A 26,760-nucleotide genomic window follows, 5' to 3' on the forward strand; every position below is an offset into this window, starting at 1 on the left:
AGTGGCGGACAAGTGGCGGATCCGAAAGATTGGTGAGAACGATGCGTGTAAGTGCCGTGTCGGTTCCTATCCGAAATGACAGATTCCGCGGGTAGTTGGCATGCACCTAGCAGTCCTGCCATTGGCTGGGGGTGAAGGGTTACTCGCTCACTCGATTAGGGGCGAACCGGCTACATTCGACAGGCTTGTGCTCGTGTGCACAGCTGTGGAGTGGTGGGAGCGGCATCAGGTAGTGCTCTACCTCGCAGCGATCGCCGTGGGTGCGGTGGTCGGTCTACTCGTGCCGGCGGTGGCGGATCCGCTCGAGTCGGCGATCAATCCCGTGCTCGGGTTGTTGCTGTACGCGACGTTCCTGGGGGTGCCGTTCACGGCGATCGGCCGGGCCTTCACGGATTGGCGGTTCCTGGGCGTCGTGCTCGTCCTGAACTTCGTCGTCGTGCCGGTGGTCGTGTTCGGGTTGAGTCGCGCCGTGGCGGCTGATCAGGCGGTGCTCGTTGGGGTGTTGTTCGTGCTGCTGACGCCGTGTGTGGATTACGTGATTGTGTTCACTGGCCTGGCTGGCGGTGCACGTGCGCGGCTGCTTGCTGCCACGCCCCTGCTGATGCTTCTGCAGATCGTGTTGCTGCCGGTGTACCTGTGGCTGATGGCCGGCGCCGAGGTGGTGGGTGCGTTCGACCCGCATCCGTTCGTGGAGGCATTTCTGTTGTTGATCGTGCTGCCGCTCGTTCTCGCCGCCGCCACGCAGCTGCTGGCGAAACGGTTCCGTGCCGGCCGCGCGATCGAGGGCGTGGTGCTGGCGGCAATGGTGCCGCTGATGATGCTGACTCTCGCCGTGGTGATCGGCTCGCAGGTCTTCGGCGTGAGCAGCGCTCTCGGCCAGCTGCTAATCGCGGTTCCCGTGTTCGTCGTGTTCGTCCTAATCGTGGCACCACTCGGTGCGCTCCTCGGGAGCGCGGCACGCTTGGATGTTCCCAGCCGCCGGGCGGCCACGTTCAGCGGGGTCACCCGCAACTCGCTGGTCGTGCTCCCGCTCGCTCTCGCGCTGCCGGCATCTTTCGCTCTGACGCCGTTGGTTGTAGTGACTCAGACCTTGGTGGAGCTCGTCGCAATGGTGGTCATGGTCGCCGGGGTACCGCGACTCATCCGCCCTCGCATTAGTACAGCGGAGAATGTATAGTCAGCCTGTGCTGACTCTTACTTCTCGCCTCGATGTGATGAACCGGCTGGGTCGGGCGATGGCCGACCCGACCCGTTCCCGGATCCTCCTCACACTGCTGGACGCTCCCGGCTACCCGGCTGAGCTGGCACGAGATCTCGAGCTGACCCGCACGAACGTCTCGAATCATCTGACGTGCCTGCGGGGCTGCGGGTTGATCGTCGCCACACCGGAAGGTCGGCGCACCCGGTATGAGATCGCCGACCCGCATCTGACCCAGGGGTTGCGACAGCTGCTCGAGGCGGTCGTCGCCGTCGACGAGGGCGCCCCGTGCATGGACGATCAGTGCGAGTGCTGCGCATGAGCCTCATCGACCGTGACCTGCTGCCGGTGGCCTGCACGCTGACGCCCGGCGCTGGTGCTGCACAGCTAGCCGCGTGGCAGGAATTCAACGACGACTACCTCCTCGACATCGACAGGACGGCCGCCCAGATCACCGTCCACTACCCAAAGATCGACGACGCGACCGCCCGGCTGACGGAGCTGGTCCGCACCGAGCAGTCCTGCTGCGCGTTCGCGACTTGGGCGATCGACACGACCCACCCCGACCTGCGCCTTTCCGTTACCGGCACCGATGACGCACTGGCCGCGCTCACGTTCCTAGAGCAGACGCCCGCCCCCGCAACGAAGGAGAGCGTGCAGTGAGCGAAGAGTGTTGCGGCCCCAACGAGCCGCGCAAGCCCGGTACGGTCCGGCGCATCGAACTGTCCCGGCCGCTCTCGACCGGTGACGCCTGCTGCGCCGCGGAACCCTCCTCCAAGACCGCGGCGCCAAGCGCGGTGCACGATGCGGGCGATGCCTGCTGCGGCCCCGACCTCGCCACCACCCCCACCGAGGCGGACGAGGAGCCGGAGGTCCGCCCGCCCTGGTGGCGCGACTTCGCGTTGCTTCCCTCCGCGCTGTCCGGGCTGTTCCTCCTCGCCGGATACACGTTCGAGTGGACTGGTCTGCACATCCCGGCGCTGGTGCTGCAGTGGGCGGCGCTGCTCGCCGGCGCCTACACCTTCGTCCCCGGCGCGATCCGCCGCCTCATCCGCGGTCGCCTCGGGGTCGGGCTGCTGATGACCATCGCCGCGATCGGCGCGGTCCTGCTCGGCCACGTTGGCGAGGCCGCGACCCTGGCGTTCCTGTTCTCCCTGGCCGAGGCGCTTGAAGACCGGGCGATGGACCGCGCCAAGGAAGGCTTGCGCGCCCTTCTGTCCCTCATCCCCGACACTGTCCGCGTCTCCCGCCTAACCAGCGACGTCACGATCCCCGCCGCGGACGTGCGTGAGCTGGACATCCTCGTCATCGGTGCCGGCGATCGCATCGCCACAGACGGCGTGGTCGTGGAGGGTAGGTCGAGCCTGGACACGTCGGCGATCACGGGCGAGTCGATCCCGGTCGAGGTCGGCCCCGGCGATCCGGTCGCCGCCGGTTCGGTCAACGGGGCGGCGACGTTGCGGATCGAGGCAACTGCGGACGGCCGCGACAACTCCCTCACCCAGATCGTCGCCCTCGTGGAGCAGGCCCACGCCCGCAAGGGCAACCGGGCACGCCTCGCCGACCGGATCGCGAAGCCGCTCGTTCCCGTCGTCCTGATCGCCGCTGCCGTGGTCGCCCTGTTCGGGCTGCTGGTCGGCGACCCGTGGACCTGGATCGAACGCGCCCTCGTCGTCCTGGTTGCGGCATCCCCGTGCGCGCTGGCCATCGCGGTGCCCGTGACGGTGATCAGCGCGATCGGAGCGGCGTCAAAGTTCGGCGTCGTCATCAAGTCAGGTGAAGCGTTCGAGCAGCTCGGCACGATCCGCGCCGTCGCCCTCGACAAGACCGGCACCCTCACCCGCAACGAGCCCACCGTCGTCGACGTCCAGCCCGCACCCGGTATCACCCGCGACGACCTGCTCGCCTGGGCCGCCGCCGTGGAGGCCACCAGCACCCACCCCCTCGCCGCGGCCATCATCGCGGCCGCACCCGTCGCCAGCCCCGCAACGGAGGTGGTCGAGGAGGCCGGGCATGGCATCACCGGGACCGTCGACGGCCGGGCGATCCGGGTCGGCAATGTCCGCTGGCTCCATCCCGCCGGCCAGCAGTTGAACGCGGAGGCGATTGCCGCGCAGGGCATGACCGTCGTCGTGGTCGAGGCGGACGGGCAGATCGCCGGCCTGATCGGCGTGCGGGACGAGCTGCGCCCGGAGTCGGCCGAGACGGTCCGGATGCTGCAGTCGCAGGGCATTGAGACCATCATGCTCACCGGCGACAACACCCGCACCGCCCACGCCATCGCCGCCGAGGCGGGCGTAACCGACGTTCGCGCCGAGCAGCTGCCCGCCGACAAGGCCGCCGCGATTGAGGCGCTCGTCACGCAGCAACCGACCGCGATGGTCGGCGACGGCATCAACGACGCCCCGGCACTGGCGACGGCGACGGTCGGGATCGCGATGGGTGTGAAAGGCTCCGCGGCGGCGATCGAGTCCGCCGACGTCGCCTTCATCGGCCACGACCTCCGCCTCATCCCCGGCGCCCTCGCCCACGCCCGCCGCGGCCGACGCATCATGACCGCCAACATCGGTCTGGCTCTGGCGATCATCGTCGCGCTGTTCCCGCTCGCCCTGTTCGGCATCCTCGGGCTCGCCGGCGTCGTGCTGGTGCATGAGATCGCCGAGGTCGTCGTCATCCTCAATGGCGTCCGCGCCGCCCGTCGCCCCGCTGCGCTACGGCAACTCGCCACGGTGCCCGCTCGCCAGCCCGAACCCGCCCACGCCTGACCACCGACCCCTCGCCCCGCGGTGGCAGAACACCGCCCGACTTGGAACCGGCCCTTGTGAAGACCCCCATCAAAGCCACCTTCGCCACCGTTGCCGTCGTCATCGTCCTGGTTGACCGGCTAGCCGCGCCGGACCCGGCCGGCGCTGCCGGCGCTCCCGTGCTCGGGTGAACCGGGCTCCGAATGGGTTTAGGTGCGCACGGTAGGCTGTGGGCGATGGTCTCTTCGGCCCGGACTCCGCGCTCCACGACGCTGAATGAGCAATTGTTGATAATGAGGCTCATTACCAGCGTCGGTTTGGCGCTGCTGCTGATGTTGGGTCTGGCAGCGACGGGTCACACAGAGGCGGACGGTTCGACTCCTGTTCCGCTGGTGATTTCTGGGTTCATGGACCCCCACGTCGAGCCCGTGGCAGACGCCCCAGTCGAGCATGAGGCGGTCGCCGGTGGCGTCGTTTCTGGGCCGAACGCGTTGGTGGGCGCTGCGCTGTGCATGTTGGGCGTGTTGTGCGGGCTGACGTTCATGGTGGTGCTGCGGGGGTTGTGGCGTCGGCGGATGCCTCCGGTTCTCGGTGACGGGCCACGGATGCCTTCGCTGCTTCCGGCGCCGGCTGCCCGTGCTCACCCGATTGTCTTTTCGTTGACGCAGTTGGGTCTTTCCCGAACCTGACATTTGGCACGCCACCCTTTCCGGGTGGCGCTTCGTCCCGGGCTGCGTGCCCGGGTTCTGTCCTGTGCCGTGTCTTGGTTTGGAGTACCCGATGAAAACCCCTGTGAAGGCGACGCTCGTCACCATTGCCGTTGTGGTGGTGATGGTGATCGCCGCGTTGATCTATGTCCTTGTCAATCAGAGCCAGTCCGCTCCACCTTCATCTGGGGGCGGTGACGCATCCCCGCAGGTGGTGCGGGAGAGCTCGCATGTCCTCGACGACGGCGGGGAGGGCGCTGTCACCCTGGTGGAGTTCCTCGACTTCGAGTGCGAGGCGTGTGGCGCGTTCTTCCCGATCGTGGAGGATATGCGGGAGCAGTTCGCTGGGGAGATCACGTATGTGGTCCGCTACTTCCCGCTGCCCGGTCACTTCAATTCGAAGAACGCGGCGGTCGCGGCGGAAGCGGCCGCGCAGCAGGACCGGTTCGAGGACATGTATGTCCGGTTGTTCGAGACGCAGGCGGAGTGGGGTGAGGCGCAGGAGTCTCGCGCCGACCTGTTCCGTGGCTTCGCGGAGGAGATCGGTCTGGACATGGCCGCCTATGACGCCGCCGTGGCGGACCCGGCTACGGCGGAGCGGGTGGAGCTGGATTTCGAGGAGGGCCAGGCGCTCGGGGTGAGCAGCACGCCGACGTTCTTCCTCGACGGTGAGCTGCTCGAGCTGCAGGAGTGGGACGACCTCGAGAACGCCATCCAGGCTGCGGTGAACGGTGGCCGGTGATGCGGGCGGGTTTGACGCATCGGCGGGCGATCATCGTCGGCGCCGGGCAGTCTGGGCTCGCGGTTGCCGCGGCTCTGGCCGCGGAAGGGCTGCGGCCGCAGCACGAGTTTGTGGTGATCGACGCCGCCAGCACGGGGCAGCGTTCCTGGTCCTCACGGTGGCATTCGATGGAGCTTCTCAGCGACGCCCGGCATAGCGCGCTGTCTCCGCGGCGGCTGCTGGGTGACCAGCGCCGGCATCCGCGAGTGGACGAGATGGCGGACTACCTCACCTTCGTGGAAGCCGGGCTGGGCGTGGAGACGGTCTGGGGCATCCAGGCGACCGGGGTGGAGCATCGCGGGAACGGCTCGACTCTGCTGCTGTCGACGACGGCAGGGGAGGTGCAGACCCGCAACGTGATCTGCGCGACGGGCGCGGCCGCGCACCCGCGGATTCCGGAGTGGGCGTCTCTGCTGACGATGCCCGGGGTGGTGCTGCACAGCAGCGAGTACCTGTACCCGAAGCAGATCCCCGTCGGCGACGTGCTCATCGTGGGCGGCGGGAACAGCGGTGTGCAGCTGGCCCGCGAACTGTCCGCGTCGCACACCGTGACGCTGTCCGTGCGAACCCGGCGGCAGCATCGCCCTGCGATGAGCTATCCCGCCGCGGCGGGGGAGAGGGTGCCGCTGTTCTCGCGGGAGCGTCGCCCCGAGCCGATCTTCGGCGACAGCTATGAGCAGCTGCGCCGCGTCGGGGTCACGATCGCAGCTGCGGTGCAGGACGCGGCCGGCGCCGGGGTGACCTTCGCCGATGGCACGCAGGCATCCCCCCGCTCGGTGATCCTCGCCACCGGCTACACCCCTGGCGACGACTGGCTCCCGGAACCGGCCCGCGTCGACCGGCCGCGGCGCACCCTGACCGGCCTGCCCGGGCTGTTCGTGGCGGGGATGCCGCAGTACGGCGGCCGCGGCTCCGACACCCTCGCCGGGGTCTGGAAAGACGCGACGACGATCGCCCAGCACATCATCAACCGGCCCTGAAAGGACCACCGCCTTGACCACCGTCACCGACCACGAACACCCGCACCGATCCGGCTCACGGAGACGCATCCTCCTCCTGTCCACTCTGACGACGCTGCTGCTGGCCGCCGGGCTCCTGTTCGCCACCGCGGCGCCCGCAGCCGCGCACGATGAGATCGTCTCCTCCTCCCCGGAAGCCGGATCCACGGTCAGCGTGGTCCCGGAGGAGATTTCGCTGACGTTCAGCGGCGAGATCCTCACCGATTTCAGCGCCGTGATCATTGAGGTGGTCGCCCCGGACGGGCAGAACATCGCATCGGGGGATCCGGTCATCGACGGGACCACGGTCACCCAGGCGGTGACGCCTGGTCAGGCGGGCGTGTACACGGTGCGGTGGCGGGTCGTGTCCAGCGACGGGCACCCGATCAGCAACGAGTACCAGTACACCGTCGAAGCGGTCACCGTCCCCACCAGCGCCCCTACCCCCGAAGCGACCGAGGAGCAGACACCCGACCCGTCTCCCACATCTGCCGCCAATACGTCCGGAGAGGTTCACAACGGGCCATCCGGAGGTGGGGAACTCCTCCCCGTCCTTGCGGTCCTGAGTGGCGTAATCGTGCTGGGCGGCGCGCTGGTGGTCGTGCTCATGGTGGCCAGAGAGCGTCGTCGCCGCGACCGAGCAGCCGCGGCCGCGGCCGCCGCGGATGGTGGAACCGCCGACGACCAGCAACAGAAGGAGAACCCCTCATGAAATGTCCGGTCGACGGGACCGCCCTGCTGATCACGGAACGCTCCGGGGTCGAGATCGAATACTGCCCGCAGTGCCGGGGCGTCTGGCTGGACCGTGGCGAGCTCGACAAGATCATCGACCGCGCCGCCGACCTTGCCGGCGGCGGCCGGCAAACCAGCACCGCCCCCTATCCGCGCGAGGGCGACCACCGTTCTGACCGCGACAGGGATCATCACGGTCGCTCCGGGCGTCGGCGGAAGGAAGGGTTCCTCGGTGACCTCTTCGACTTCTGACACCAAAAACCTCTTCCTGATAGCCGGTCTGATGACCGGGTTATCAGCGGCCCTCGCGAACGCAGGAGGAGCCGCTGATGGTTCGTGAGCAGACCCGGCGGTTCGCGGTCGCGTGCCTGGCCGCCGCTGTGGTGGTCCTGGTCGACCAGGCGACGAAGGCGGCCGCACTGGGAGGGTTGAGTCAGGAGGAGCGGATCCCGCTGCTGGGGGATCTGCTTGGGCTGCAGCTCGCGTTCAACCCCGGCGCGATCCTCTCCCTCGGAGCCGGGGTCACCGGGCTGCTCACTCTCCTCGGGGTCGGTGCCGTGGTGCTGCTGGTCGTCGCCGCCGCGCGGGCGCGGACCGGATGGTGGGCGATGGGGATCGGCCTGATCCTCGGGGGCGCGATCGGGAACCTGATCGACCGGCTGTTCTCCCCCCCTGGGTTCGGGGTCGGGCACGTCACCGACTTCCTCGCCTACGGGAACCTGTTCATCGGCAACCTCGCCGACGTCGCCCTCGGTGCCGGCGTCATCGTCCTCGGCCTGAGCCTGTGGACCCGACACCGCCGCTCCCGCGTCAGCGCGGACAGCGCGGCGCCTGCGACGGGCTCCGTGGTGAGCGGGTCATGATGGCGAAGCAGCGGACCTCGTCCGTATACCAGCGCAACGCGTTCGCGCCGGGGCTGCTCGCGGCGGCGGTGTTGTTCCTCGCGCCGGTACTGATGGGCGGGGACTGGTTCACCGTTGTGCTGTTCGTCGCCGCGATCTTCGCGGTCATCGTGGGGTGGTTCGCGATCCAGGCGCGGCAGTGGTGGTGGTTGCCTGTGTTCGTCGTGATCGCCGTGATTTGGAACCCGGTGTTCCCGTTCCCGTTCACCGGCCCGGTGTGGACTGCGGCGCAGCCGGTCGCGGCAGTCGTGTTTCTGGTCGCCGGCGCCCTGATCAAGGTCAAGCGCGCATGATCCGCCGCCGCGTCCTTGCCGCCGTGACGCTGGTCGCGGCGCTGCTGCTGGCCGGGTGCACGTCCAGCGACTCGCTCGCGCAGCAGTACCGGGACGGGAACGAGAAGGGCTACATCGCCGGTGACTTCCAGATCGTCGAGATCCCGGATGCCGACCGCGGGGAGCCGGTGGTGTTCGAGGGCGTCACCGAGACCGGGGAGACGGTGTCCAGTGACGACTACCGGGGCGGGGTGCTGGTGGTGAACTTCTGGTACGCCGCGTGCGGGCCGTGCATCGTCGAAGCCCCGATGCTCGAGGAGGTCTGGCAGGAGTATCAGGACCAGGGTGTGGCGTTCCTCGGGGTGAACACCTACGACCAGCCAGCCACCGCATTGTCGTTCGCGAGAGACAACAACGTCACCTACCCGAGCGTGATCGACGTGAACGACGGGCGGGTCAAGCTCGCGTTCGCGCAGGTCACTCCGATCCAGGCCACCCCCACCACCTTGGTCATCGACCAGGAGGGGCGGGTCGCGGCGCGGATCATCGGGCAGTTGGCCAGCGCGTCGATCCTGTCCACCCTGGTCGCCGACACCCTCGCCGAGGACACCTCATGAATCCGGGAGCGGTGATCGTCGACGGCGCCCTGTGGGTCGCGATCCCGGTCGCGATCCTCGCCGGGCTGGTGTCGTTCGTGTCCCCGTGCGTGCTGCCGCTGGTGCCTGGCTACCTCGGCTACCTCGGCAGCACCACCACGACGACCGCGGCCCCCACGCTGGACGGGGGGCGCACGGTGACGGCGGAGCGCGCGCGGCTGCTGCTGGGCGTGACATTGTTCATCGCCGGGTTCACCGTGGTGTTCGTCGCCGTCACGATCCTCGGCGGCACCTTCGGGTACCTGCTGCTGCAATACGCCAATGTGCTCACTCGCGTCTTCGGGGTCGTCATCATCGCCCTGGGCCTGGTGTTCCTCGGCTTCTTCGGCATTGCCCAGCGCACCCTCCGCCCTCGCGCCCAGGGTAGGACCGGGCTGATCGGGGCGCCGCTTCTCGGGTTCGCGCTCGGCGTCGGCTGGACCCCCTGTATCGGCCCGACGCTCGCAGCGATCATCTCTATGTCGTGGAACCTCGGTGACCCCGCCCGCGCGGGCCTGCTCGGGCTCGCGTACTCGCTGGGCCTGGGCATCCCGTTCCTGATCCTCGCGGCCGGATGGGGGTGGGCGTCCCGATCGGTGACGTTCCTGCGCCGCCACATCCGCGCCCTGAACATCATCGGCGGGGCCATGCTCATCGCCCTCGGCCTGCTGATGGTGACCGGGCTGTGGACGGCGCTGATGTCGCAGCTGCAACAGGTGGTGATCAATGTCCCCCTCCCGCTCTGACACCGGCACCGACGTCACCGCCGACCCGCTACGCCCCGGCGACCACGCCGACAGCGAATCCGCGACGGAGATCACCCAGCCGGCGCTGGGCATCACCGGGTGGTTGCGGTGGGCATGGCGGCAGCTGACCAGCATGCGCACCGCATTGGTCCTGCTGCTGTTCCTCGCGATCGCCGCCGTCCCCGGGTCCCTGTTCCCGCAGCGCAGCGCCGACCCCAACGGTGTCATCCAGTGGGAGCGGGACAACCCCGACGTGTTCCCCCTCGCCGATGCGGTCGGCCTGTTCGACGTGTACCTGTCGCCGTGGTTCTCCGCGATCTATCTGCTGCTGTTCACCTCCCTGATCGGCTGCGTGATCCCGCGCGCCAAGCACCACTACAAGGCGCTCCGCTCCCGCCCCCCGCGCACCCCGGCCCGGCTGTCGCGGCTCTCGGAGTACCGGGAACTGACCTTGCCGAGAGAGGAAGGGAGGACCGACCCGGCCGCGCACGCGATCGACGTCGCGGCAGAGCAGCTGCGCAAGGCCGGATACCGGGTGGAGCGATACGACGCCCGCGGAGCCGCGTCGGTGTCGGCCGAGCGCGGCTACCTGCGCGAGACCGGCAACCTGATCTTCCACGTCGCCCTCGTCGGCGTGCTGGTCTCGGTCGCGATCGGCGGGTCGTTCGCGTATACCGGGCAGCGGGTGGTGGTGGAGGGCACCACGTTTGTGAACGCGCTCAGCGACTATTCCTCGTTCGACCCCGGCCGGTTCGTCGACGGCACCGGGCTTGCCCCCTACTCGCTCACCCTCGATGACTTCCAGGTCTCTTACCGGCTGCCCGGCACCCCTGGCGCAGGCCAGGCGGGCGACTTCTCCGCCGACGTCACCATTCGCCAGCCCGGGCAGGACGACCGGGCGCAGAGCGTGATCGTGAACTATCCGATCACCGTCGAAGGCGACCGGATCTACCTGCTCGGAAACGGCTACGCCCCCACCCTCACGATCCGCGACGCCGCAGGCGAGGTCGTGTACAGCGAATCGCAGCCGTTCCTGCCGCAGGACTCCAACATGACCTCGCTGGGAATCATCAAGGTCCCGGACGGGCTGCCTGAGCAGGTCGGACTGGTCGGGTTCTTCTACCCCACCCAGGGGGTGTTGCCCTCCGGCGCGTTCACCTCCGTCTACCCGGACGTGGTCAACCCGGTGATCACCCTCAACGTGTTCAGCGGGGATCTCGGCATCGACGACGGCACCCCGAGGTCGGTGTACACGCTCGAGGTCGACGGGCTCACCCAGCACACCGGCGGCGACACCGCCGCCGACTCCCTTGAGCTCACCCCCGGCGCCACCGTCGACCTGCCGAACGGGTGGGGCACGATCACCTGGGAGGAGGTCACGGCGGAGGAGCCGGTGAAGCGGTTCGCGTCGCTGCAGATCCAACGCGACCCCAGCAGCGGCTGGGTGCTCGCGTTCTCCGTGCTCGCCACCCTCGGCCTGTTCGCCGGCCTGTTCGTGCCCCGCCGCCGGCTCTGGGTGAAAGCCCGCACCACCCCGGATGGTGTGCACGTCGAGTACGCGGGACTGGCCCGCGGCGAAGACCCCGCTTTGGCGCGCGCCGTCGACGAGTTCGCGACCCGCCACGCGCACGCCCTCGGCGTAGACCAGCCTGCGAAGGACACACCGTGACGACCGTGTGGATCCCGGACGCCCCGCCGACCCTCGGCGGGTTCCTCACCCCGGCCCCGCTTCCGGCTCCGGTGCTACCGCTCCTCGCGGGACTCCTCGCGGTCGCCTACCTGGCCGGTGCGATCCGGATGTGGGTCCGCGGCCGCGGCTGGCCGGTGTGGCGGACGGTCAGCTTCCTGCTCGGCTGCGTCGCCCTCGCCGCGGTCACCGGCCTGGCGGTGGAGAACTTCGGGTACGCCCTGTTCTCGGTGTTCATGTTCCAGCAGCTCACCCTGATGATGGCGATCCCGCCGCTGCTGGTCCTCGGCTCTCCCGGCACCCTGCTGCTGCGCGCCACCCCGCACCACGGCCCAGGTCTCCTGGTGCTCCGCGCCGCGCACGCCGGGCTACGCAGTCGCACCGCACGGTGGCTGCTCAGCCCGTGGCTGGCGGTGCCGCTATACCTGGCCGCGTTTTACGGTCTGTACCTGGCGAACTTCGCCGATCCGATCCTGTCCACCGTCACCGGCCATACCCTCCTCGAGGTCGGGTTCCTGGTCGCCGGGATGCTGTTCACCATCCCGATCCTGTCGTCGGACCCGCTGCCGGTGCGGATGAGCCACGGCGGCCGCGCCCTGGACGTGTTCGCCGAGGCCGCCCTGCACGCCTTCTTCGGCGTCTTCCTGATGATGGCCACCACTACCCTCATCGACGGGTTCGCCGGCCCGACGAGCGCGCTGGGCATCGACCCGATCGAAGACCAGCGCCTCGCCGGCGGGCTGGCCTGGTCCTACGGCGAGGCCCCCACCTTGCTGATGCTCATCTACGTCATGCACCGCTGGTTCCGCGACGACACCGCCCAAGCGGTCGCCGCCGACCGTCGCGCCGACGCACACGGCGACCCTGAGCTCGACGCGTACAACGACTACCTCACCCGACTCCACCAGAAAGACACCTGACCGATGCGCACGCCTTTGCCGACACCCGCCCCGGCCGCCGCGCCGGAGCAGGAGACGCCGCGCCGCACCGTGGCGGCATGGTCGCTGCCGGTGTGGGCGGCGGTGCTGGCATCCGCGGCCGCCGGCCTGCTGCTGGATCTCGCCTCCGCACCGGTGGGGTGGTGGCCGTTGACGTTCGTGAGTGTCACGGTCGCCCTGGTGGCCCTGATCGGCCGCAGCATCGGCGGGGCGCTGCTGGTCGGCACTGTGTTCGGCGCCGTGTTCTACACGACCCATCTGGTGTGGGTGGGGGAGTTCCTCGGCCCGGTGCCGTGGCTTGCCCTCGCCGGGCTGGAAGCGGTCCTGTTCGGCGCGGGCGCGGTGCCGATCGCGCTCGCCTACCGGTGGACCGCCCGCTATCCGGCCCGCGGCCTCGTGCAGCTGCTCGCGGTACCGCCGCTGATCGGGGTTCTGTGGACGGCCCGTGAGGTGGTGATGGGTGCGTGGCCGTACTCCGGGTTCCCGTGGGCGCGCCTCGGGATGACCCAGGTGGGCGGCCCGCTCGCGGAGGCCGTGTCGTGGACGAGCGTGACCGGCCTGTCCCTGCTGATCGTCATTCTGTGCGCCTCTGTGGTGCAGTGGATCCGCGCCGGCGGCATCCGCTTCATGCTCGGGTTGCACCCTGCTGTGAGCGTCGCCGCTCTCCTGGTGATAGCGCCGCAGTTCCCCACCGCGCCGGCCGGGGAGTTCCGCGTGGGATGGGTGCAGGGCAACGGCCCCACCGGGTACTTCGACGACAAGGTGCCCGGCGACGTCCTGGCCGCGCAGACCGCCGCCACGGTGCCGCTGTACGGGCAGCCGATGGATCTGCTGGCCTGGCCGGAGGGCGGCGTCGACGCCGACCCGCTCAGTGATCCCGCCGCCGCCGAGGCGTTGGACCGGGTCGTGCGCTCGGCCGGGGCGCCGTTGCTGATGAACGCCGCCACCACCCGCGGCGACGATGTCTTCAACACGTCCCTGCTGTGGACCGCGGATCCCACGGGCCGGCAGTGGCACGACAAGGTCAACCCGGTCCCGTTCGGCGAGTACGTGCCGGACCGGTGGTTCTACGAGCTGATCGTCCCCGACCTGGTGGGCTTGATCCAACGCGAATACACCCCCGGCAGCAACCCGCCGCTCGTGCAGGTCGGCGACGTCGGGGTGGGGTTGGCGATCTGCTTCGACGTGATCTACGACGCCGTGATCTGGGACGGTGCCCGCGCCGGCGCAGAGGTGTTCGTGTTCCAGACCAACAACGCCGACTTCCGCGGCACCGACGAGAACCTGCAGCAGCTCGCGTTCGCCCGGATGCGCGCCATCGAAACCGGCCGCGCGGTCGTCAACGTCTCCACGGTGGGCACCAGCCAGGTCATCACCCCGGACGGCACCACCGTCGACAGCATCGGCGTCGACACCGTTGACGCGTCGATCACCACCGTCCCGCTGCGCACCGGACTCACCCCGGCGGTGATCCTCGGTCCCTGGCTCACCGCTCTCATCGTCCTCGCTGCCGCCGGCGCTCTCACCGCGGCGGGGTTCTCCCACCGTGCCCGCACGCGTGCGGCCGCCGCAGATCGTTCGACTGATCCGGGGAGGCACCCATGAACACGCCACGGATGAGGCCTGCCGGAGGTCGACTGGCCTGGTCGCTGCGAACGCTGGCGACGGGCAGCGATCTCACCCTTCCTGGTGACCTGACGGCGGAGGAGTGTGGGTGCGCGCCCACGCCCGCGGAGAGCCGCGCATTCCGGGCCGGGGTGAGCCGGCGCACTCTGCTGACGGCGGGAACATTGAGCGCGGCAGCCGTCCTGGTCGCCGGCCCGCTGTTGCCGGCAGCGTTCGCGGCGACCTATCCGTCCTGGGAGGACGTGCAGGCCGCGAAAGCGAACGAGGCCACCAAAGCTGCCGAGGTGCAGCGGATCCAGGGCCTCATCCAAAGCCTGACCGGCGAGGTGGCGCGCACCCGCACCGCCGCCGAGCAGGCCGCCGGCGCGTTCTACACCGCCCAGCAGGAGTACTTCGACGCATCCATCCGCGCCGACACGTTGCAGTCCCAAGCCGACCTGGAAGCGCAGAACGCGACCGACGCGGCGAACAAGGCCGGCCGCATCGCCGCGCAGCTGTACCGCGACGGGGGCGACACCACCTCCCTCGAGCTGTTCCTCTCCGGGTCGGCCGCGACCGCGGACGATCTCCTGTCCCGGCTGGGCGTGATGGACAAGCTGCTGGAACGCAACCAGGCCGTCTACGCTGCGGCGCTCACCGCCCGCGATGCCGCGCAGAGCCTGACCGATCAGGCGGTGGTGGCCCGGGATGAGCGCGACCGGCTGCAGCAGGTCGCCGAGCAGAAGATGCTCGAGTCGCAGCAGGCCGCCGATGCTGCGCAGGCCGCGCTGGACGCGCAGACCCTCCACCTCGGCGAGCTGCAGGCCCAGCTCGCCGCCCTCGAGGACACCACCGCGAAGACCATCGCCGACTATCAGGCCGGGGTGGAGGCTGCCCGCATCGCCGAGGAGCAGCGGCGAGCGGCGGAGCGCGCCGAAGCGGAACGGCTCGCCGCCTCGGGAGGTGCTGGTGGGGGTGTGGTCAGCTCCGGGTGGGCACGGCCGACCTCCGGGCACCGCACCTCGGGGTTCGGGCCGCGCAGCTCCCAGTGTGGCAACGGGTACTGCTCGACCAGCTACCACTACGGCGTCGACCTCAGCGGCGGATGCGGCGCGGGGATCTACGCCGCCGCGGCCGGCACCGTCGTCTACGCCGGGTACAACGGCGGCTACGGCAACTACATCAAGATCGACCACGGCGGCGGGATCGGCACCGGATACGCCCACATCCGCCCCGGCGGCTTCTACGTCGGATACGGCCAACGCGTGAACGCCGGCGACCTGATCGGCAGCGAAGGCAACACCGGCAACGCGTTCGGCTGCAACCTGCACTTCGAGGCCTACGTGAACGGCTCCCCGGTCAACCCCATCCCCTTCCTCGCCGACCGCGGCGTGTCCATCTGATCCGAAACGAACCAGGACATCATGACTGACCAGACCACCCCACCCGGCGGCGGCGACCAGCCCCAGACGCCCCCCACGCGCCGCAGCCTCCGCCGCGCCGCAACCCCGCCAGTCACCAGCATCACCACCCGCCCCCCACGGCGCCCGCCCGCAGAAACGTCCGCCCGTGGTCGGGTAATCGCGCTGCGCCCAGTGCGCTCCCTGGCGGTCCTGACGGTGGTCACCGGCCTGATCGCCACCTTCGCCCTCCCCGCGTATGCCGCCTGGCAGCCGGCGGACCTCGAGATCCCGACACTGCAGCAAGTCGCGTCCGAGGACGCGCAATCCTTGATCGTCGCCTCCGACGCGACTGGGACGCAGCTCACACGGGAGAGCTACTCGGCCACCACCCAGGCGGAGATCGACCAGAAGAAGGCGGCAGAAGCAGCCGCAGAACGTGCCCGCGCCTCCGCACAAGTCGCCTCGGTGCCCTTCGACTACAGCATCGTGCCCCAAGGCAGTGGAGCCGTGCGGTGGCCGGTGGGCGGTCCGTTCACCGTGACCGACCGCTTCGGTGCTCGAGGCGGCGCGCATATGGGCACCGACATGGTCGCTGCCGGCGGAACCCCCGTCTACGCGTCCGTCGACGGCGTCGTGCGGATCTCGCAGGACAGCTACGGCGGATACGGGGTGACCGTGGTGGTGGAGTCCGTGCTGAACGGGCAACAGGTGAGCACGGTGTACCCGCACATGCAGACCGGAAGCCGGCAGGTCGCCGCCGGGCAGACCGTCACGGCCGGGCAGCTGGTCGGACTCGTCGGCAGCACGGGACGCTCCACCGCGAACCATCTGCACTTCGAGGTCTACCTCGACGGAACCGCCGTGGACTCGCTGGCCTGGCTGGAAGCGAACGCGGGCTGACCGATGTGCACGGATCTACCGCGCCACCCCGCTCGCGGGCACCCCCTGACCGCAACGACGAAGAGGACGACCCTGCCATGACCGGAACCGACGCGCTCTCCCTCGACGGCATCTCACTGCTGCTGGTGTGGACGGCGATCGCCACCTACCTGCTCGCGTTCATCGCGTACACCATCGACCTGGCCGGGCGCTCCGTCCCCGCCAGCGTCCCGCAGCGGGAGCCGGTCCTGGCCGGCGCTACCGCACGGGCGGGCCAGCAGACGGACAACGCCCAGAGTGGGTCGGTGGACAGTGTTCGCACGCCGCCCGCGCAGCGTCAACGGCTGCTGTGGGCGCGGATCGGGACGTCGCTGACGGTCCTCGCGTTCCTGTTCCACCTGGCCGGCACCATCCTGCGCGGCATCGCCGCGGAGCGGGTGCCGTGGGCGAACATGTACGAGTTCGCGCTGACCGGCACGGTCTTGATCGTGGCCGTCTACCTGCTGGTGCTGCGCCGCTACGACCTCCGCTTCCTCGGTGCGTTCCTGATCGGCATGGTGGTGCTGCTGCTGGGTGGCGCGACGGTCTCGTTCTACGTCGAGGTCGTTCCGCTGATGGATCCGCTCAAGAGCGTGTGGCTGGTCATCCACGTCTTCGTCGCGTCCCTGGCCACCGCCCTGTTCGCGATCGCCTGCGGCATCTCCATCACCCAGCTCCTGCAGGCCCGCCGGGAGCGCCGCACCCGAGCATCCTCGGACACTGCCCGCGCCGACGGTCTTGGGTTTCTGCGCACTCTGCCCGCCGCCGACGTGCTCGAGTCCCTCGCGTACCGGTTCGCGATCGTGGGGTTCGTGTTCTGGACGTTCACCCTGATCGCCGGCGCGATCTGGGCCAACGACTCCTGGGGTCGCTACTGGGGCTTCGATGTCAAGGAGGTGTGGACGTTCGTGATCTGGGTGCTCTACGCCGGCTACATCCACGCCCGCGCGACCCGCGGCTGGCGCGGCACCCGCTCCGCCTGGCTGTCCATCATCGGGTTCGTCGCGGTGCTGTTCAACTTCACGATCGTGAACATGTTCTTCCAGGGCCTCCACTCCTACTCCGGGCTCACATGACCCCGCACCCCTGCCCCGCCCTCTTGCCCGAGCCGAAAGCACGCACATGACCCCGATACTCTCGATTCCCGCCACCACGGGTGCGGATGCCACTGAACGCGGACAGCGGTCACTCCGACCGCGACAGGAATGACTCCTCGCGTCTTGCGGGTCGCAGGGCCTGCGATCCTCGGCGGGGTCGCACTCATCGCCTTGGTCGGGGCGTTGTGGTTCGGTGGGGGTGCTGCGCAGATCCCACTCGGCGACGCCGGCCCTGTTGTGCGCTGGGGGCTTCCGGTCACGAAACTGGTCGTGAATCTCGCCGCCGCGGGCATGGCCGGTGTGCTCGTGACCGCCTTGTTCACGCTGCGGGCCGGTGAGCGCGAGTTCGACGTCGCCCTCGATACCGCGTCGATCTCTGCAGCCCTGTTCACCGTGGCCGCGGGCGCGACCGGGTTCCTCACGCTTCTCAGCGTGTTCAACCCGGCCATCGACGCAGGCCCCCAGTTCGGTGCCCAGCTCGGCCGGTTCCTCGTCGAGCTCGAGGTCGGCAGGACATGGCTGATCACGACGGTCGCCGGCGCCGCCCTCACCGTCCTGACATTCGCCGTGCGGTCCTGGGTCGGGACGCTTCTGGTCGCCCTGGTGGCGGTGGCCTCGCTCGTGCCGATGGGCACGCAGGGGCACTCCGGCGATGACGCCTTCCACCACGAGGCGATGATGGCGCTCATCCTGCACATCATCGGCGCCGCGGTGTGGCTCGGCGGGCTCCTGCTGCTCATCGCCGTCCGTCCAGCCCTCGACCGTCGCCGCATCCCCGATCTCGTCGCCCGCTACTCGAGCATCGCTCTGGCCGCGTTCGTGCTCGTCGCCGTGTCCGGCACGGTGCGCGCCGCCATCGGCCTGCAGGAGTGGTCCGATCTGCTCTCGCCCTATGGCGCGATCTTGGGCATCAAGGTCGTCGCGCTCGTCGGCCTCGGCCTCTTCGGGGCGTGGTACCGCACCCGCCTGATCGGCAGGATGCGCAGCTCCGACGCGGCATCCCGCCCTTTCTGGATGCTCATCGCGTTCGAGCTGGCACTGATGGGTGTGGCCAGCGGCGCCGCCGCAGCGCTGGCCCGCACTCCGCCACCGAACCCGGCCCCGCTTCCCGAGATCCCCTCGCCGGCAGAACGCCTCACCGGTGCCCCGCTGCCCCCGGAGCTCACGATCGAACGGTGGGTCACCGCGTGGAACGTGGACATGTTGTGGGCGGTGCTCGCCGGGTTCGCGATCTTCTTCTATCTCGCCGGGGTGTGGCGGCTGCGCCGGCGCGGCGACGCGTGGCCTGTGTATCGCACGATCATGTGGGTCGCCGGCATGGTGCTGCTGGTCTGGGTCACCGGCGGCGTCGTCAACGTCTACCAGGACTACCTGTTCAGCATGCACATGGTGGGGCACATGCTGCTCACGATGGCGATCCCGGTGCTGCTGGTCGCCGGCGCCCCGGTGACCCTCGCCGCCCGGGCGATCCGCAAACGCGACGACGGCACCCGCGGCGGGCGGGAGTGGATCCTGTGGGCGGTGCATTCGCCCGTCGCCCGCATCCTGACGAACCCGTTCGTCGCGGCCGCCCTGTTCATCGGCTCACTGTGGGTGTTCTATTACACCGACCTGTTCCGCTGGTCGCTGTACGACCACCTCGGCCACCAGTGGATGATCGCGCACTTCCTCATCACCGGCTACCTGTTCGCGCTCTCCCTGATCGGCATCGACCCGGTGCCGTGGCGGCTTCCCTACGCCGGCAGGCTGCTGCTGCTCATCGGTGTGATGGCGATGCACGCGTTCTTCGGCATCGCCATCATGATGCAGTCGGGGCTGATGGTCGCCGACTGGTTCGGGTCGATGGGTCGCACCTGGGGTGTCACACCGCTCGAGGATCAGTACACCGGCGGCGGTATCGCGTGGTCGATCGGTGAGATCCCCACCCTGATCCTCGCGATCACGGTCGCGATTCAGTGGAGTCGCAGCGACGACCGCGAGACCAAGCGGCGAGACCGGCACGCCGACCGCACCGGCGAAGCCGAGCTCGAGGCCTACAACGCACGCCTCACCGAGCTCGCCGACCGCGATGCTCGCAGCCGCAGATAGGGCGCACTACGTGACGACGAAAGAGGAGCTCGCCGACCGCTACGGTCGGGGACCGCGGCCCATCCGCCGCCGCGTGTTCTGGGTCACCGTCGCGACGGCGGCAATCCTGTCTGTCGCCGGGCTTTCGTGGCTGACTGTCTCGAACTCGCTCGACGACGTCGGATTCGACGAGACCGGATACGAGCTGGTCGATGCGCGCACCGTGACCGTATCCTTCCAAGCCACGCCACCCGCTGGGACGTCGTTCGCATGCGCGGTGCAGGCATTGGATGAGGACTTCGGCATCGTCGGTTGGCGGGTCATCGAGTACCCCGCGTCCGAGGAGATCACACGAGCACTCGTGGAGACCATCCCGACCGTCGCGCAGGCAACGACCGGCACCGTGCAATCCTGCTGGGCCACATAGCCGCGCAAGGGAGGCCGTCGCCTGCGCCGGCTGAGTCTCTCAAGCGGTGGGCCTGTCTTCGTGGTCGATGCCGTGGTGCTCTTTGCCGCGCTCGAAGTTGAGCAGGCGGAGTGCGTTGCCGACGACGATCAGGGTGGAGCCTTCGTGGATGAGTACGACCGCGCCGATGTTCAGGCCGAGGAAGGTGGCGAGGATGAGGAACGCGACGATCGCGAGGCTGGCGATGAGGTTCTGCCGGATGATGCGGCTGGTGGCGCGGCTGAGCCGCACGGCGAACGGGACGCGGCCGAGGTCGTCGCTCATCAGCGCGATGTCGCAGGTTTCCAACGCGACGGTGGAGCCGGCGGCGCCCATCGCGATGCCGACGTCGGCGCGGGCCATCGCGGGGGCGTCGTTGACGCCGTCGCCGACCATCGCGATCGGTCGGTGGGTTTCGGCGAGGCGGGTGATCTGAGCGACTTTGTCCTCGGGGAGCAGTTCGCCGATCGCGGTGTCGACGCCGACTTCCCGGCCGACCGCGTCGGCGACGCGCTGGTTGTCGCCGGAGATCATCACGAGCTGCCCCACGTTCGCGCCCCGGAGCGCGCTGAGCACCTGGGCGGACTCCGCGCGGGACGCATCCATCACGCCGACGATGCCGAGGAACCGGTCGCCACGGCGGATGATCATCAGCGTCTGCCCGGAGTCCCGCGCCTGCGTGTACGCGTCGGCGAGCGTGCCGGTCAGCGCGAGTTGCTGCTCGTCGAACATGCGCAGGTTGCCGACGTCGACCCGCTCGCCGTCGATCGTCGCCGTGACGCCACGCCCGACGACCGCGTTCAGGTCTGTCGCGGTGAGGCGCTCGGCCTGGGGGACGCGGGGCTCGAGGTCGCGGACGATCGCCTCGGCCAGCGGGTGATCGCTGAGCGCTTCGACAGCGACCAGAGTGCGGATCAGCTCGGACTCGGGCACGTCGGCGGCGGGGGTGACGGACGTCACCCGGGGGGCACCCCAGGTCAGGGTGCCGGTCTTGTCGAACGCCATCGCCTTGACCCGCCCGAGCGTCTCGAGCGGGGCGCCGCCCTTGACGAGCACCCCGGCACGCGCAGCACGGGCGACCCCTGCCAGCACCGCGGCCGGGGTTGCGATCGCGAGCGCGCAGGGGCTGGCGGCGACGAGCACGGTCATGGCGAGGTAGAACGCGTCGGGGAACGGTTGCGCGAACGCGAGCCAGGAGATCAGGAGGGTGACGGCGACCCCGAGGATCACGGCGGGCACGTACCAACGCTGGAACCGGTCGATGAACTGCTGTGTGGGGGAGGCGGCCTGGTCGGCGGAGCGGACGAGCTCGACGACCTTGCTGAGCGTCGAGTCCGCGGAGGTCGCGGTGACCTCGACCTCGAGCACGCCGGACCCGTTCACGGTGCCGGCGAACACACGGTTGGCGGCGGGCAGGGTGTCGACGGTGCGCATCGCCCGCTCCGGGTCGGCCACCGGCTCCTTCCCCACCGGAATCGACTCCCCGGTGACCGCGGACTGATCCACCGCGGACACCCCGGAGATCACGAACCCGTCTGAGGGAATGCGGGAGTTCGGGCGGATGACGACGATGTCCCCGACGACGATCTCCTCCACCGGCACCTCCACCGGCTCGTCCCCGCCGCGGCGCACCAGGGCGCTGCGGGGAGCGAGCTCGGCCAGGGACTCGATGGACTTGCTGGCACGGCTGAGGGCGTATTCCTCGAGCGCGTGGCCGAGGCTGAACAGGAACAGCAGCACCGCCCCTTCCGCCCACCGGCCGATGAGGGCGGCGCCGATCGCGGCCACCAGCATGAGGAAGTCGACCTCGAACTTCCCTCGCATCGTCGAGGCGATCGCGGTGCGGAACGTGAAGAACCCACCGAAGAAGTAGGTGGCGAGGAAGAACACCAACGGCCACCCGACCATCGGCAGCCCCAACGCGAACTCGGCGATCATCCCGCCGGCGTAGGTCACGCCCGCGGCGATCGCGAACCACAGCTCCCACCGGGCCGAACCGTGGGAATGGTCGTGCGTCTCCGCAGCGGGCGCGGTAGTCGTCGGGGAAGAAGCAGTCATGCGACCAGGATACATCACAAGATCATGATATATTGTAGTTGTGAATGATTATCGTGATCGGAGGGCACAATGGTGAGCATGGCCGGTACTGAGACGCGTCGGGAAGCAGGCACCCTGTCCGTAGCGGATGCTGAGCGTCTCGCCGAGATCATGCAGGCACTGGCGTCACCTGTGCGGCTGCGCATTCTGAGCGCGCTGAGTGTTCAGCCGAGCACCGTGACCGACCTCAGCGAACAGCTGCACATCGGACAGACGACCACATCGAACCATTTGCGGCTGCTGCGGCATCTGAGCCTGGTCCTTGGCACGCGCGACGGCCGGCACATCCACTACTCGCTCTTCGACGACCACGTCTCCGAACTGCTCGAGGAGGCCATCGGGCACCTCGAGCATCTGCCCGGCGGAGGATGACGCCTGCCGGAGCTCCCCGATTGACGAGAGTATTCCCGTTCACGTCGGGGGGCGCTGCTGCGGCCGGGGAGAGCGCGTCGCTGCCGGTTCGGACACGCTGCATGGTGTGTAGCCGATCGCCGCGACGGCCATGAGCTCTTGTAAGAATCCGCCACTACTCGCGGAATCCTGAACCCGAAACCCCAGCCAACTACCGTGGAATCGCGGCATTCCTCGCCATCTCGAGCGGGAACCTACAGTAGGGATCGCTCGAAGATGTCCATCTCGCGGCAGAGATGTCCGCGCGGTGTCCATCTGGACATTTCGCTGGCCTGAGCCGGTGGCTGCATCGAATGCGCGACCCTCCGTACGGATCCACGGCATCCGCGTGGACGTGGTTGCACCCCGCAGGGTCACCACCGGTCTTGCGCTCCGGGTGGGCGGGTCAGAACGACGGCGGGGCATTCACAATCAGGAAGGTGGACGGCTCCGTTCCGGGGTTGGACCATCGATGTCCCGTCTCGGCGGAGTAGCTGAGCGCGTCACCTGCCTTTAAGCGGTAGAGCCGATCGTCCTGCAGCTCTACGAGGACGATCCCCGTGATCACGTAGACCAGCTCGTCGCCGGTGTGAGACGTGTGCTCGCCGGCATCCGCACCTGGTGCGACGTGCAGCTCGTTGACGGTGAGTTTCGGGCGGCCGGCGGAAAGGAACCGGATGTCGACACCGTCCCGGAATCGCACCGGCTCCACATCGGCGTCGATGAGCGTGGGTGAGGATCGAGTGGATTGCGCAAGGAGTTCATGGGTGGTCGTGCCGAGTGCGATCGCGATGCGGTGCAACGTCATGATGCTCGGCACTGCCTTGCCGGTCTCGGTCTGGCTGAGGAATGCCGCTGACACCCCGCTGGCCGTCGCCACCTGCTGCAAGGTCAGCGAGCGGCCTCGACGCGCGGCCCTGACCGCCTGTCCGATCGCGGTCTGCAACTGGGCTTGATCCACCGGATCGTCCATCGCACCTCCTCGGACAATTTAACCACCATGAAACAATTTTGTTCTGGATTAGAAAATTTAACTTCCTACCGTGGTGCCGTTCCACCCAAGGCCCTGCACGATGCGGGGTTCGGATCATCTGACGCAGGGAGCAGACCCATGAGTTCTTTCACCGTACCCACGGTCGATATCACCTCGTACGTGCGCGGCGGGACCGACGCCGAGCGTGCCGCCACCGCCCGGGAGATGGACCAGGCCTGCCGCACGGTCGGCTTCGTCCAGATCGTCGGGCACGGCGTTCCCGACGAGACCATCGCCGGCCTGCAGGTCGCGGTCGACGAGTTCTTCGGCCAGGACCTCGACACCAAGAAGCAGTACGTGCGCCCCAAGGGGGAGAACCGCGGCTACAGCCCACCCAAGAGCGAGTCGCTGTCCTACAGCCTCGGCGTGGATCCCGTCACCCGGATGAACGACTTCTTCGAGGCGTTCAACGTCGGCGCGGCTGCCAGCGACTACCCCGACGCGGGTGAGGCGGTCGAGGCGTACGCCGAGAACACGTGGCCGGACGAGACCAACCCGCAGTTTCGCGTGCAGGTGTCGGCGTACTACGACGAAGCGGCGCGCGTGGCCCGCGTTCTGACGCGAGTGTTCGCTGACGCGCTGTCGGTGCCGTCCGACTTCTTCGACACCGTCACGGATCACTCCCTAGATGTGCTGCGGATGAACAACTACGCCCTGCCGCCGGGGGCGATCGAGCTCGGCGCGGACCTCACCGGCATGGGTGAGCACACCGACTTCGGGCTGGTCACCGTGCTGTGGGCGGACCAAGTGGCAGGCCTGCAGGTGCTCGGCGCGGACGGGGCGTGGCACGACGTGCAGCCCGCCGACGGCGCCCTGCTGGTGAACCTCGGCGACGTCGCCGCCCGCTACACGAACGACCAGTGGATGTCCACGCTGCACCGCGTCAAGCCTCCGGTCATCGACGGGAAGATCGAACGGCGCCGCTCCGTCGCTTTCTTCCACGACGGCAACGCCGATGCGCTCATCGAGACCATCCCCACGTTTGTCCCGAAAGGAACTGAGCCGCACTACGCCCCGGTCACGGTCCTCGAACACATCATGGCCAAGCTCGGCGGCTCGCAGCAGGGCCGTAAGAACGTCTCCGCTGAGCGGGAGGCCGCTCGCGTCCTGGCCGCCCAGTGACCACCCCCGCCCAGGCGCCGCTGGTGGTCCTAATTCACGGCGCCTGGGCGGCGGGGTGGGTGTGGGACACCATCGCTCCCGACCTTCGCGACGCAGGGTACGCCGTCGCCGCCCTCGACCTTCCTACAGCCGTCGAGGACGCGAACCTCGACGGGTATGTCGCAGCCGTCATCGAGGAGATGGGGGAACGCGACCACGTTGTTCTCGTCGGCCATTCCGGGGGCGGGGTCGTCGTCTCCGCCGTCGCGGAGCTTCTTCCCGATCGTGTGTCGGGCATCGTCTACGTCACCGGCATCCTGCTGCCGCCCAACCGCACCTTCCCGGAGCTGTGTGCCGAGGCCGCGTCGGTGATCCAGCTCACTGATGGGGTCCTACCCTTCCTGGAGCGGCCCGACGAGTTCACCACGGTGGTGCCTGCCGACGCCGGCGTCGCCGTGTTCTTCCACGACGCACCCCCGGCCGCAGCGATCACCGCCGCTCGTCGTCTCACCCCGCAGCACCACCACGGCCTCGTGATGACCGTCACCACCACCACCGCGCGCTTCGGAAGCATTCCCCGCCTCTACATCGAGGCCGCGAACGACCGGTCCATCCCCCTCTCGCTTCAGCGCTTCATGCAGCAGCTCACGCCCGGCGGCAGCGTCGTGACGCTTCCCGCGGACCACGCACCCCAGCTGTCCGCACCGGCGGCGCTCGTGTCCGAGCTGCTCACGTTCCTGCGCATCGTCGACGCACCCTCTTCGACTGCACCTTCGCCCTCGCCCTCCACCCCGATCGCCCAGGAGATCCAATGAGCCACCACCGCATCCCTACCCGGCGAGCGGCCACCTTCGTGGCTGTCGTCGCCACCGCCGTCCTCGCCCTGGCCGGTTGCGCCGGCACCGCCGGGACGAGCACCTCATCGGGCGCGGCAGGTGAGGACCGCGACCTGTCCGTGCAGCTGAGCTGGATCCTCAACGAGCAGTTCTCCCCGGACTACCTCGCCGACGCGAACGGCTACAACACCGCCGCCGGCCTCGGTCAGGTCACCCTCATCCCCGGTCCCTCAAACGGCGTGGGCGAGCTGCTGGCAGGCTCCGCCAACATCGCCATCACCGACATCGTGTCCATCGGCGCGGCGATCGCGAACGAGGGGGCGCCGCTGAAGGTCATCGGCGCCGGGCTCCAACGCAACCCCTACACCCTGGTCTCACTCGCCTCCAGCGGGATCGAAACCCCCGCGGACCTCGTGGGCAGGCGGATCGGCGTGCAGGACGGAAATACCGCACTGATCGCCGCGTTCCTGCAGGCCAACGGCATCGACGAGTCTCAGGTGACGATCGTGCCCGTGCAGTACGACCCGGCACCGCTCGCGAACGGCGAGGTAGATGCGTTCGTCGCCTACCTCACGAACGAACCCATCACCCTCTCGATGCAGGGGCTCGACGTTGCCAACCTCTCCCTGGCGGACAACGGCATGCCCTTCGTCGGTCAGGTGATCGCCGTGACCAACGACGAAATCGCCACCCACCGCGCCGACCTCGAGGCCTTCCTCGAGGCTAAAGTCCGCGGCTGGAACGACTTCGCCGCCGACCCCCAGGTGGGTGTCGACCTCGCCCTCTCCCAGTACGGAAAGGACCTCGACCTCGACCCCCAAAAGGCGATCCTCAGCGCGGAACAGATCATCGAGTTGGCGACGTCCGACGACACCGCCGCGAACGGCATGCTGACCGTCAGTGAGGACCTCCAAGACAGCACCATCACCAGCCTGCAGCGGGCCGGCATCACCATCAGCGCCGCCGACTTGTTCGACCTCAGCCTCCTCGAGGAGGTCTACGCAGACCACCCAGACCTCCGCTAACGCGCAATGTCCCACGCCGGCCGGTCCGCCCCCACGGGGGGTGGACCGGCCGGCGTGGGGCTGCAGCATCGCGGTGGTTAGCGCGGCCTGCACCTGGCCTGGTGGCCGGCTATGGACAAGACGGAGCGTTGTTAGACCCTGCTCTCGTAGACATCTTGTCTACGGACACCGCAGGTTAACGTCGCCAGGTGGACAACTGCTAGCGATCCCTACATCCGGTCGGCGGCGCGAACCGCAGTCACGCCGCCGGAGCACCGCATCTGCGGTTGCACCCACATCCCGCTTGCGCGCGGCGCGGCCCTTCATTCGAGCAATAAGCAGATCCAGCGAAGCGCCCACGAGCTTGGATAACCCAAGATTGACGGTGACGAGCGCGGCGAGGAGCGCGAAGAGCCCGCCGAGG

Annotated in this window: 27 protein-coding genes; 25 read left to right on the forward strand and 2 right to left on the reverse strand. The window is 68.9% G+C overall.

All coding sequences use genetic code 11. The features are described from left to right. The first annotated feature begins 232 nt into the window (after positions 1-232). The 21 genes from LTL01_RS00650 (at position 233) to LTL01_RS00750 (ending at position 19,857) form a co-directional block, all read left to right on the forward strand. Positions 233-1,177, forward strand: a complete 945-nt coding sequence (locus LTL01_RS00650; protein ID WP_431779296.1) for a bile acid:sodium symporter — start codon at positions 233-235, stop codon at positions 1,175-1,177. Between the two features lie 7 nt (positions 1,178-1,184). Beyond that, complete coding sequence (gene cmtR / locus LTL01_RS00655; protein WP_067165134.1) at positions 1,185-1,520, forward strand: Cd(II)/Pb(II)-sensing metalloregulatory transcriptional regulator CmtR; 336 nt, start codon at positions 1,185-1,187, stop codon at positions 1,518-1,520. Beyond that, positions 1,517-1,861: a hypothetical protein gene (locus LTL01_RS00660; protein ID WP_048809235.1), complete on the forward strand. Its 345-nt coding sequence runs from the start codon at positions 1,517-1,519 to the stop codon at positions 1,859-1,861. Before cmtR ends, LTL01_RS00660 begins: the two co-directional genes overlap by 4 nt. Then, positions 1,858-3,963 (forward strand): heavy metal translocating P-type ATPase, encoded by a 2,106-nt coding sequence (locus tag LTL01_RS00665; RefSeq protein ID WP_048809234.1) that lies wholly within the window; start codon positions 1,858-1,860, stop codon positions 3,961-3,963. Before LTL01_RS00660 ends, LTL01_RS00665 begins: the two co-directional genes overlap by 4 nt. Before the next feature lie 215 nt (positions 3,964-4,178). Beyond that, on the forward strand, positions 4,179-4,631 hold the full coding sequence (locus LTL01_RS00670) for a hypothetical protein (RefSeq protein WP_045246905.1): 453 nt from the start codon (positions 4,179-4,181) through the stop codon (positions 4,629-4,631). A 91-nt stretch (positions 4,632-4,722) separates the two neighbouring features. Further along, positions 4,723-5,391, forward strand: coding sequence for a DsbA family protein (locus LTL01_RS00675; RefSeq protein WP_045246904.1), 669 nt, complete (start codon positions 4,723-4,725; stop codon positions 5,389-5,391). Between the two features lie 11 nt (positions 5,392-5,402). Then, positions 5,403-6,410, forward strand: a complete 1,008-nt coding sequence (locus LTL01_RS00680; protein ID WP_231902747.1) for an NAD(P)-binding domain-containing protein — start codon at positions 5,403-5,405, stop codon at positions 6,408-6,410. A 13-nt stretch (positions 6,411-6,423) separates the two neighbouring features. After that, positions 6,424-7,140 carry a copper resistance CopC family protein gene (locus LTL01_RS00685; protein WP_048809232.1) on the forward strand — a complete coding sequence of 239 codons (717 nt, stop codon included), beginning with the start codon at positions 6,424-6,426 and terminating at the stop codon, positions 7,138-7,140. Next, complete coding sequence (locus LTL01_RS00690) at positions 7,137-7,412, forward strand: TFIIB-type zinc ribbon-containing protein (RefSeq protein WP_236966995.1); 276 nt, start codon at positions 7,137-7,139, stop codon at positions 7,410-7,412. Before LTL01_RS00685 ends, LTL01_RS00690 begins: the two co-directional genes overlap by 4 nt. A 77-nt stretch (positions 7,413-7,489) precedes the next feature. Beyond that, positions 7,490-8,023, forward strand: coding sequence for a signal peptidase II (locus LTL01_RS00695; protein ID WP_045246901.1), 534 nt, complete (start codon positions 7,490-7,492; stop codon positions 8,021-8,023). Next, positions 8,020-8,355, forward strand: coding sequence for a DUF6804 family protein (locus tag LTL01_RS00700; protein ID WP_045246900.1), 336 nt, complete (start codon positions 8,020-8,022; stop codon positions 8,353-8,355). Before LTL01_RS00695 ends, LTL01_RS00700 begins: the two co-directional genes overlap by 4 nt. After that, complete coding sequence (locus tag LTL01_RS00705) at positions 8,352-8,951, forward strand: TlpA family protein disulfide reductase (protein ID WP_135012743.1); 600 nt, start codon at positions 8,352-8,354, stop codon at positions 8,949-8,951. Before LTL01_RS00700 ends, LTL01_RS00705 begins: the two co-directional genes overlap by 4 nt. Further along, on the forward strand, positions 8,948-9,715 hold the full coding sequence (locus tag LTL01_RS00710; RefSeq protein WP_045246898.1) for a cytochrome c biogenesis CcdA family protein: 768 nt from the start codon (positions 8,948-8,950) through the stop codon (positions 9,713-9,715). Before LTL01_RS00705 ends, LTL01_RS00710 begins: the two co-directional genes overlap by 4 nt. Then, positions 9,696-11,384 (forward strand): cytochrome c biogenesis protein ResB, encoded by a 1,689-nt coding sequence (resB, locus tag LTL01_RS00715; protein WP_236966996.1) that lies wholly within the window; start codon positions 9,696-9,698, stop codon positions 11,382-11,384. Before LTL01_RS00710 ends, resB begins: the two co-directional genes overlap by 20 nt. Next, a complete protein-coding gene (locus LTL01_RS00720) occupies positions 11,381-12,322 on the forward strand; it encodes a cytochrome c oxidase assembly protein (protein ID WP_045246896.1) in 942 nt (313 codons plus the stop codon). Before resB ends, LTL01_RS00720 begins: the two co-directional genes overlap by 4 nt. A gap of 3 nt (positions 12,323-12,325) precedes the next feature. Beyond that, positions 12,326-13,945 carry an apolipoprotein N-acyltransferase gene (gene lnt / locus LTL01_RS00725; protein ID WP_101305216.1) on the forward strand — a complete coding sequence of 540 codons (1,620 nt, stop codon included), beginning with the start codon at positions 12,326-12,328 and terminating at the stop codon, positions 13,943-13,945. Beyond that, a complete protein-coding gene (locus tag LTL01_RS00730) occupies positions 13,942-15,348 on the forward strand; it encodes a M23 family metallopeptidase (RefSeq protein ID WP_048809230.1) in 1,407 nt (468 codons plus the stop codon). The genes lnt and LTL01_RS00730 overlap by 4 nt, the downstream gene beginning before the upstream one ends. Before the next feature lie 21 nt (positions 15,349-15,369). After that, positions 15,370-16,248 carry a M23 family metallopeptidase gene (locus LTL01_RS00735; RefSeq protein WP_236966997.1) on the forward strand — a complete coding sequence of 293 codons (879 nt, stop codon included), beginning with the start codon at positions 15,370-15,372 and terminating at the stop codon, positions 16,246-16,248. A 77-nt stretch (positions 16,249-16,325) separates the two neighbouring features. Further along, positions 16,326-17,342 carry a c-type cytochrome biogenesis protein CcsB gene (gene ccsB, locus LTL01_RS00740; protein WP_045246027.1) on the forward strand — a complete coding sequence of 339 codons (1,017 nt, stop codon included), beginning with the start codon at positions 16,326-16,328 and terminating at the stop codon, positions 17,340-17,342. A gap of 129 nt (positions 17,343-17,471) precedes the next feature. Then, the gene (locus tag LTL01_RS00745; protein WP_236966998.1) at positions 17,472-19,451 is read left to right on the forward strand and encodes a bifunctional copper resistance protein CopD/cytochrome c oxidase assembly protein; all 1,980 of its coding nucleotides are present in this window, start codon (positions 17,472-17,474) and stop codon (positions 19,449-19,451) included. Between the two features lie 10 nt (positions 19,452-19,461). Continuing rightward, on the forward strand, positions 19,462-19,857 hold the full coding sequence (locus tag LTL01_RS00750) for a DUF4307 domain-containing protein (protein WP_045246023.1): 396 nt from the start codon (positions 19,462-19,464) through the stop codon (positions 19,855-19,857). 39 nt (positions 19,858-19,896) lie between these two features. Here LTL01_RS00750 and LTL01_RS00755 read toward each other — a convergent pair whose 3' ends face one another. Beyond that, entirely contained in the window at positions 19,897-21,933 is a 2,037-nt protein-coding gene (locus LTL01_RS00755) for a heavy metal translocating P-type ATPase (RefSeq protein WP_236966999.1), read from the reverse strand. A 78-nt stretch (positions 21,934-22,011) separates the two neighbouring features. On the opposite strand from LTL01_RS00755, the gene LTL01_RS00760 reads away from it, so the two are divergent. Further along, entirely contained in the window at positions 22,012-22,344 is a 333-nt protein-coding gene (locus tag LTL01_RS00760) for an ArsR/SmtB family transcription factor (protein WP_045246029.1), read from the forward strand. A 424-nt stretch (positions 22,345-22,768) separates the two neighbouring features. Here the strand turns inward: LTL01_RS00760 and LTL01_RS00765 are convergent, their stop codons facing one another. Next, positions 22,769-23,335, reverse strand: a complete 567-nt coding sequence (locus LTL01_RS00765) for a helix-turn-helix domain-containing protein (RefSeq protein WP_236967000.1) — start codon at positions 23,333-23,335, stop codon at positions 22,769-22,771. A 138-nt stretch (positions 23,336-23,473) separates the two neighbouring features. On the opposite strand from LTL01_RS00765, the gene LTL01_RS00770 reads away from it, so the two are divergent. From LTL01_RS00770 to LTL01_RS00780, 3 genes are read left to right on the forward strand one after another with little or no spacing between them, the layout of a single operon-like run. Continuing rightward, on the forward strand, positions 23,474-24,517 hold the full coding sequence (locus tag LTL01_RS00770; protein WP_236967001.1) for an isopenicillin N synthase family dioxygenase: 1,044 nt from the start codon (positions 23,474-23,476) through the stop codon (positions 24,515-24,517). After that, entirely contained in the window at positions 24,514-25,311 is a 798-nt protein-coding gene (locus tag LTL01_RS00775; RefSeq protein WP_236967002.1) for an alpha/beta fold hydrolase, read from the forward strand. The genes LTL01_RS00770 and LTL01_RS00775 overlap by 4 nt, the downstream gene beginning before the upstream one ends. Beyond that, positions 25,308-26,357, forward strand: coding sequence for an ABC transporter substrate-binding protein (locus LTL01_RS00780; protein ID WP_236967003.1), 1,050 nt, complete (start codon positions 25,308-25,310; stop codon positions 26,355-26,357). Before LTL01_RS00775 ends, LTL01_RS00780 begins: the two co-directional genes overlap by 4 nt. The last annotated feature ends 403 nt before the right edge of the window (positions 26,358-26,760 follow it).

The sequence above is a fragment of the Microbacterium aurantiacum genome, assembly GCF_021654035.1.
GTDB classification, from domain to species: domain Bacteria; phylum Actinomycetota; class Actinomycetes; order Actinomycetales; family Microbacteriaceae; genus Microbacterium; species Microbacterium aurantiacum.

Excerpts from the sequence above, each read along its gene's own strand:
- LTL01_RS00660 (WP_048809235.1), top strand. The coding sequence starts at position 1,517 with ATGAGCCTCATCGACCGTGACCTGCTGCCGGTGGCCTGCACGCTGACG.
- LTL01_RS00670 (WP_045246905.1), top strand. The coding sequence starts at position 4,179 with ATGGTCTCTTCGGCCCGGACTCCGCGCTCCACGACGCTGAATGAGCAA.
- LTL01_RS00675 (WP_045246904.1), top strand. The coding sequence starts at position 4,723 with ATGAAAACCCCTGTGAAGGCGACGCTCGTCACCATTGCCGTTGTGGTG.
- LTL01_RS00690 (WP_236966995.1), top strand. The coding sequence starts at position 7,137 with ATGAAATGTCCGGTCGACGGGACCGCCCTGCTGATCACGGAACGCTCC.
- LTL01_RS00695 (WP_045246901.1), top strand. The coding sequence starts at position 7,490 with ATGGTTCGTGAGCAGACCCGGCGGTTCGCGGTCGCGTGCCTGGCCGCC.
- LTL01_RS00700 (WP_045246900.1), top strand. The coding sequence starts at position 8,020 with ATGATGGCGAAGCAGCGGACCTCGTCCGTATACCAGCGCAACGCGTTC.
- LTL01_RS00705 (WP_135012743.1), top strand. The coding sequence starts at position 8,352 with ATGATCCGCCGCCGCGTCCTTGCCGCCGTGACGCTGGTCGCGGCGCTG.
- LTL01_RS00710 (WP_045246898.1), top strand. The coding sequence starts at position 8,948 with ATGAATCCGGGAGCGGTGATCGTCGACGGCGCCCTGTGGGTCGCGATC.
- resB (WP_236966996.1), top strand. The coding sequence starts at position 9,696 with ATGTCCCCCTCCCGCTCTGACACCGGCACCGACGTCACCGCCGACCCG.
- lnt (WP_101305216.1), top strand. The coding sequence starts at position 12,326 with ATGCGCACGCCTTTGCCGACACCCGCCCCGGCCGCCGCGCCGGAGCAG.
- LTL01_RS00730 (WP_048809230.1), top strand. The coding sequence starts at position 13,942 with ATGAACACGCCACGGATGAGGCCTGCCGGAGGTCGACTGGCCTGGTCG.
- LTL01_RS00735 (WP_236966997.1), top strand. The coding sequence starts at position 15,370 with ATGACTGACCAGACCACCCCACCCGGCGGCGGCGACCAGCCCCAGACG.
- ccsB (WP_045246027.1), top strand. The coding sequence starts at position 16,326 with ATGACCGGAACCGACGCGCTCTCCCTCGACGGCATCTCACTGCTGCTG.
- LTL01_RS00745 (WP_236966998.1), top strand. The coding sequence starts at position 17,472 with ATGACTCCTCGCGTCTTGCGGGTCGCAGGGCCTGCGATCCTCGGCGGG.
- LTL01_RS00755 (WP_236966999.1), bottom strand. The coding sequence starts at position 21,933 with ATGACTGCTTCTTCCCCGACGACTACCGCGCCCGCTGCGGAGACGCAC.
- LTL01_RS00760 (WP_045246029.1), top strand. The coding sequence starts at position 22,012 with ATGGCCGGTACTGAGACGCGTCGGGAAGCAGGCACCCTGTCCGTAGCG.
- LTL01_RS00765 (WP_236967000.1), bottom strand. The coding sequence starts at position 23,335 with ATGGACGATCCGGTGGATCAAGCCCAGTTGCAGACCGCGATCGGACAG.
- LTL01_RS00770 (WP_236967001.1), top strand. The coding sequence starts at position 23,474 with ATGAGTTCTTTCACCGTACCCACGGTCGATATCACCTCGTACGTGCGC.
- LTL01_RS00780 (WP_236967003.1), top strand. The coding sequence starts at position 25,308 with ATGAGCCACCACCGCATCCCTACCCGGCGAGCGGCCACCTTCGTGGCT.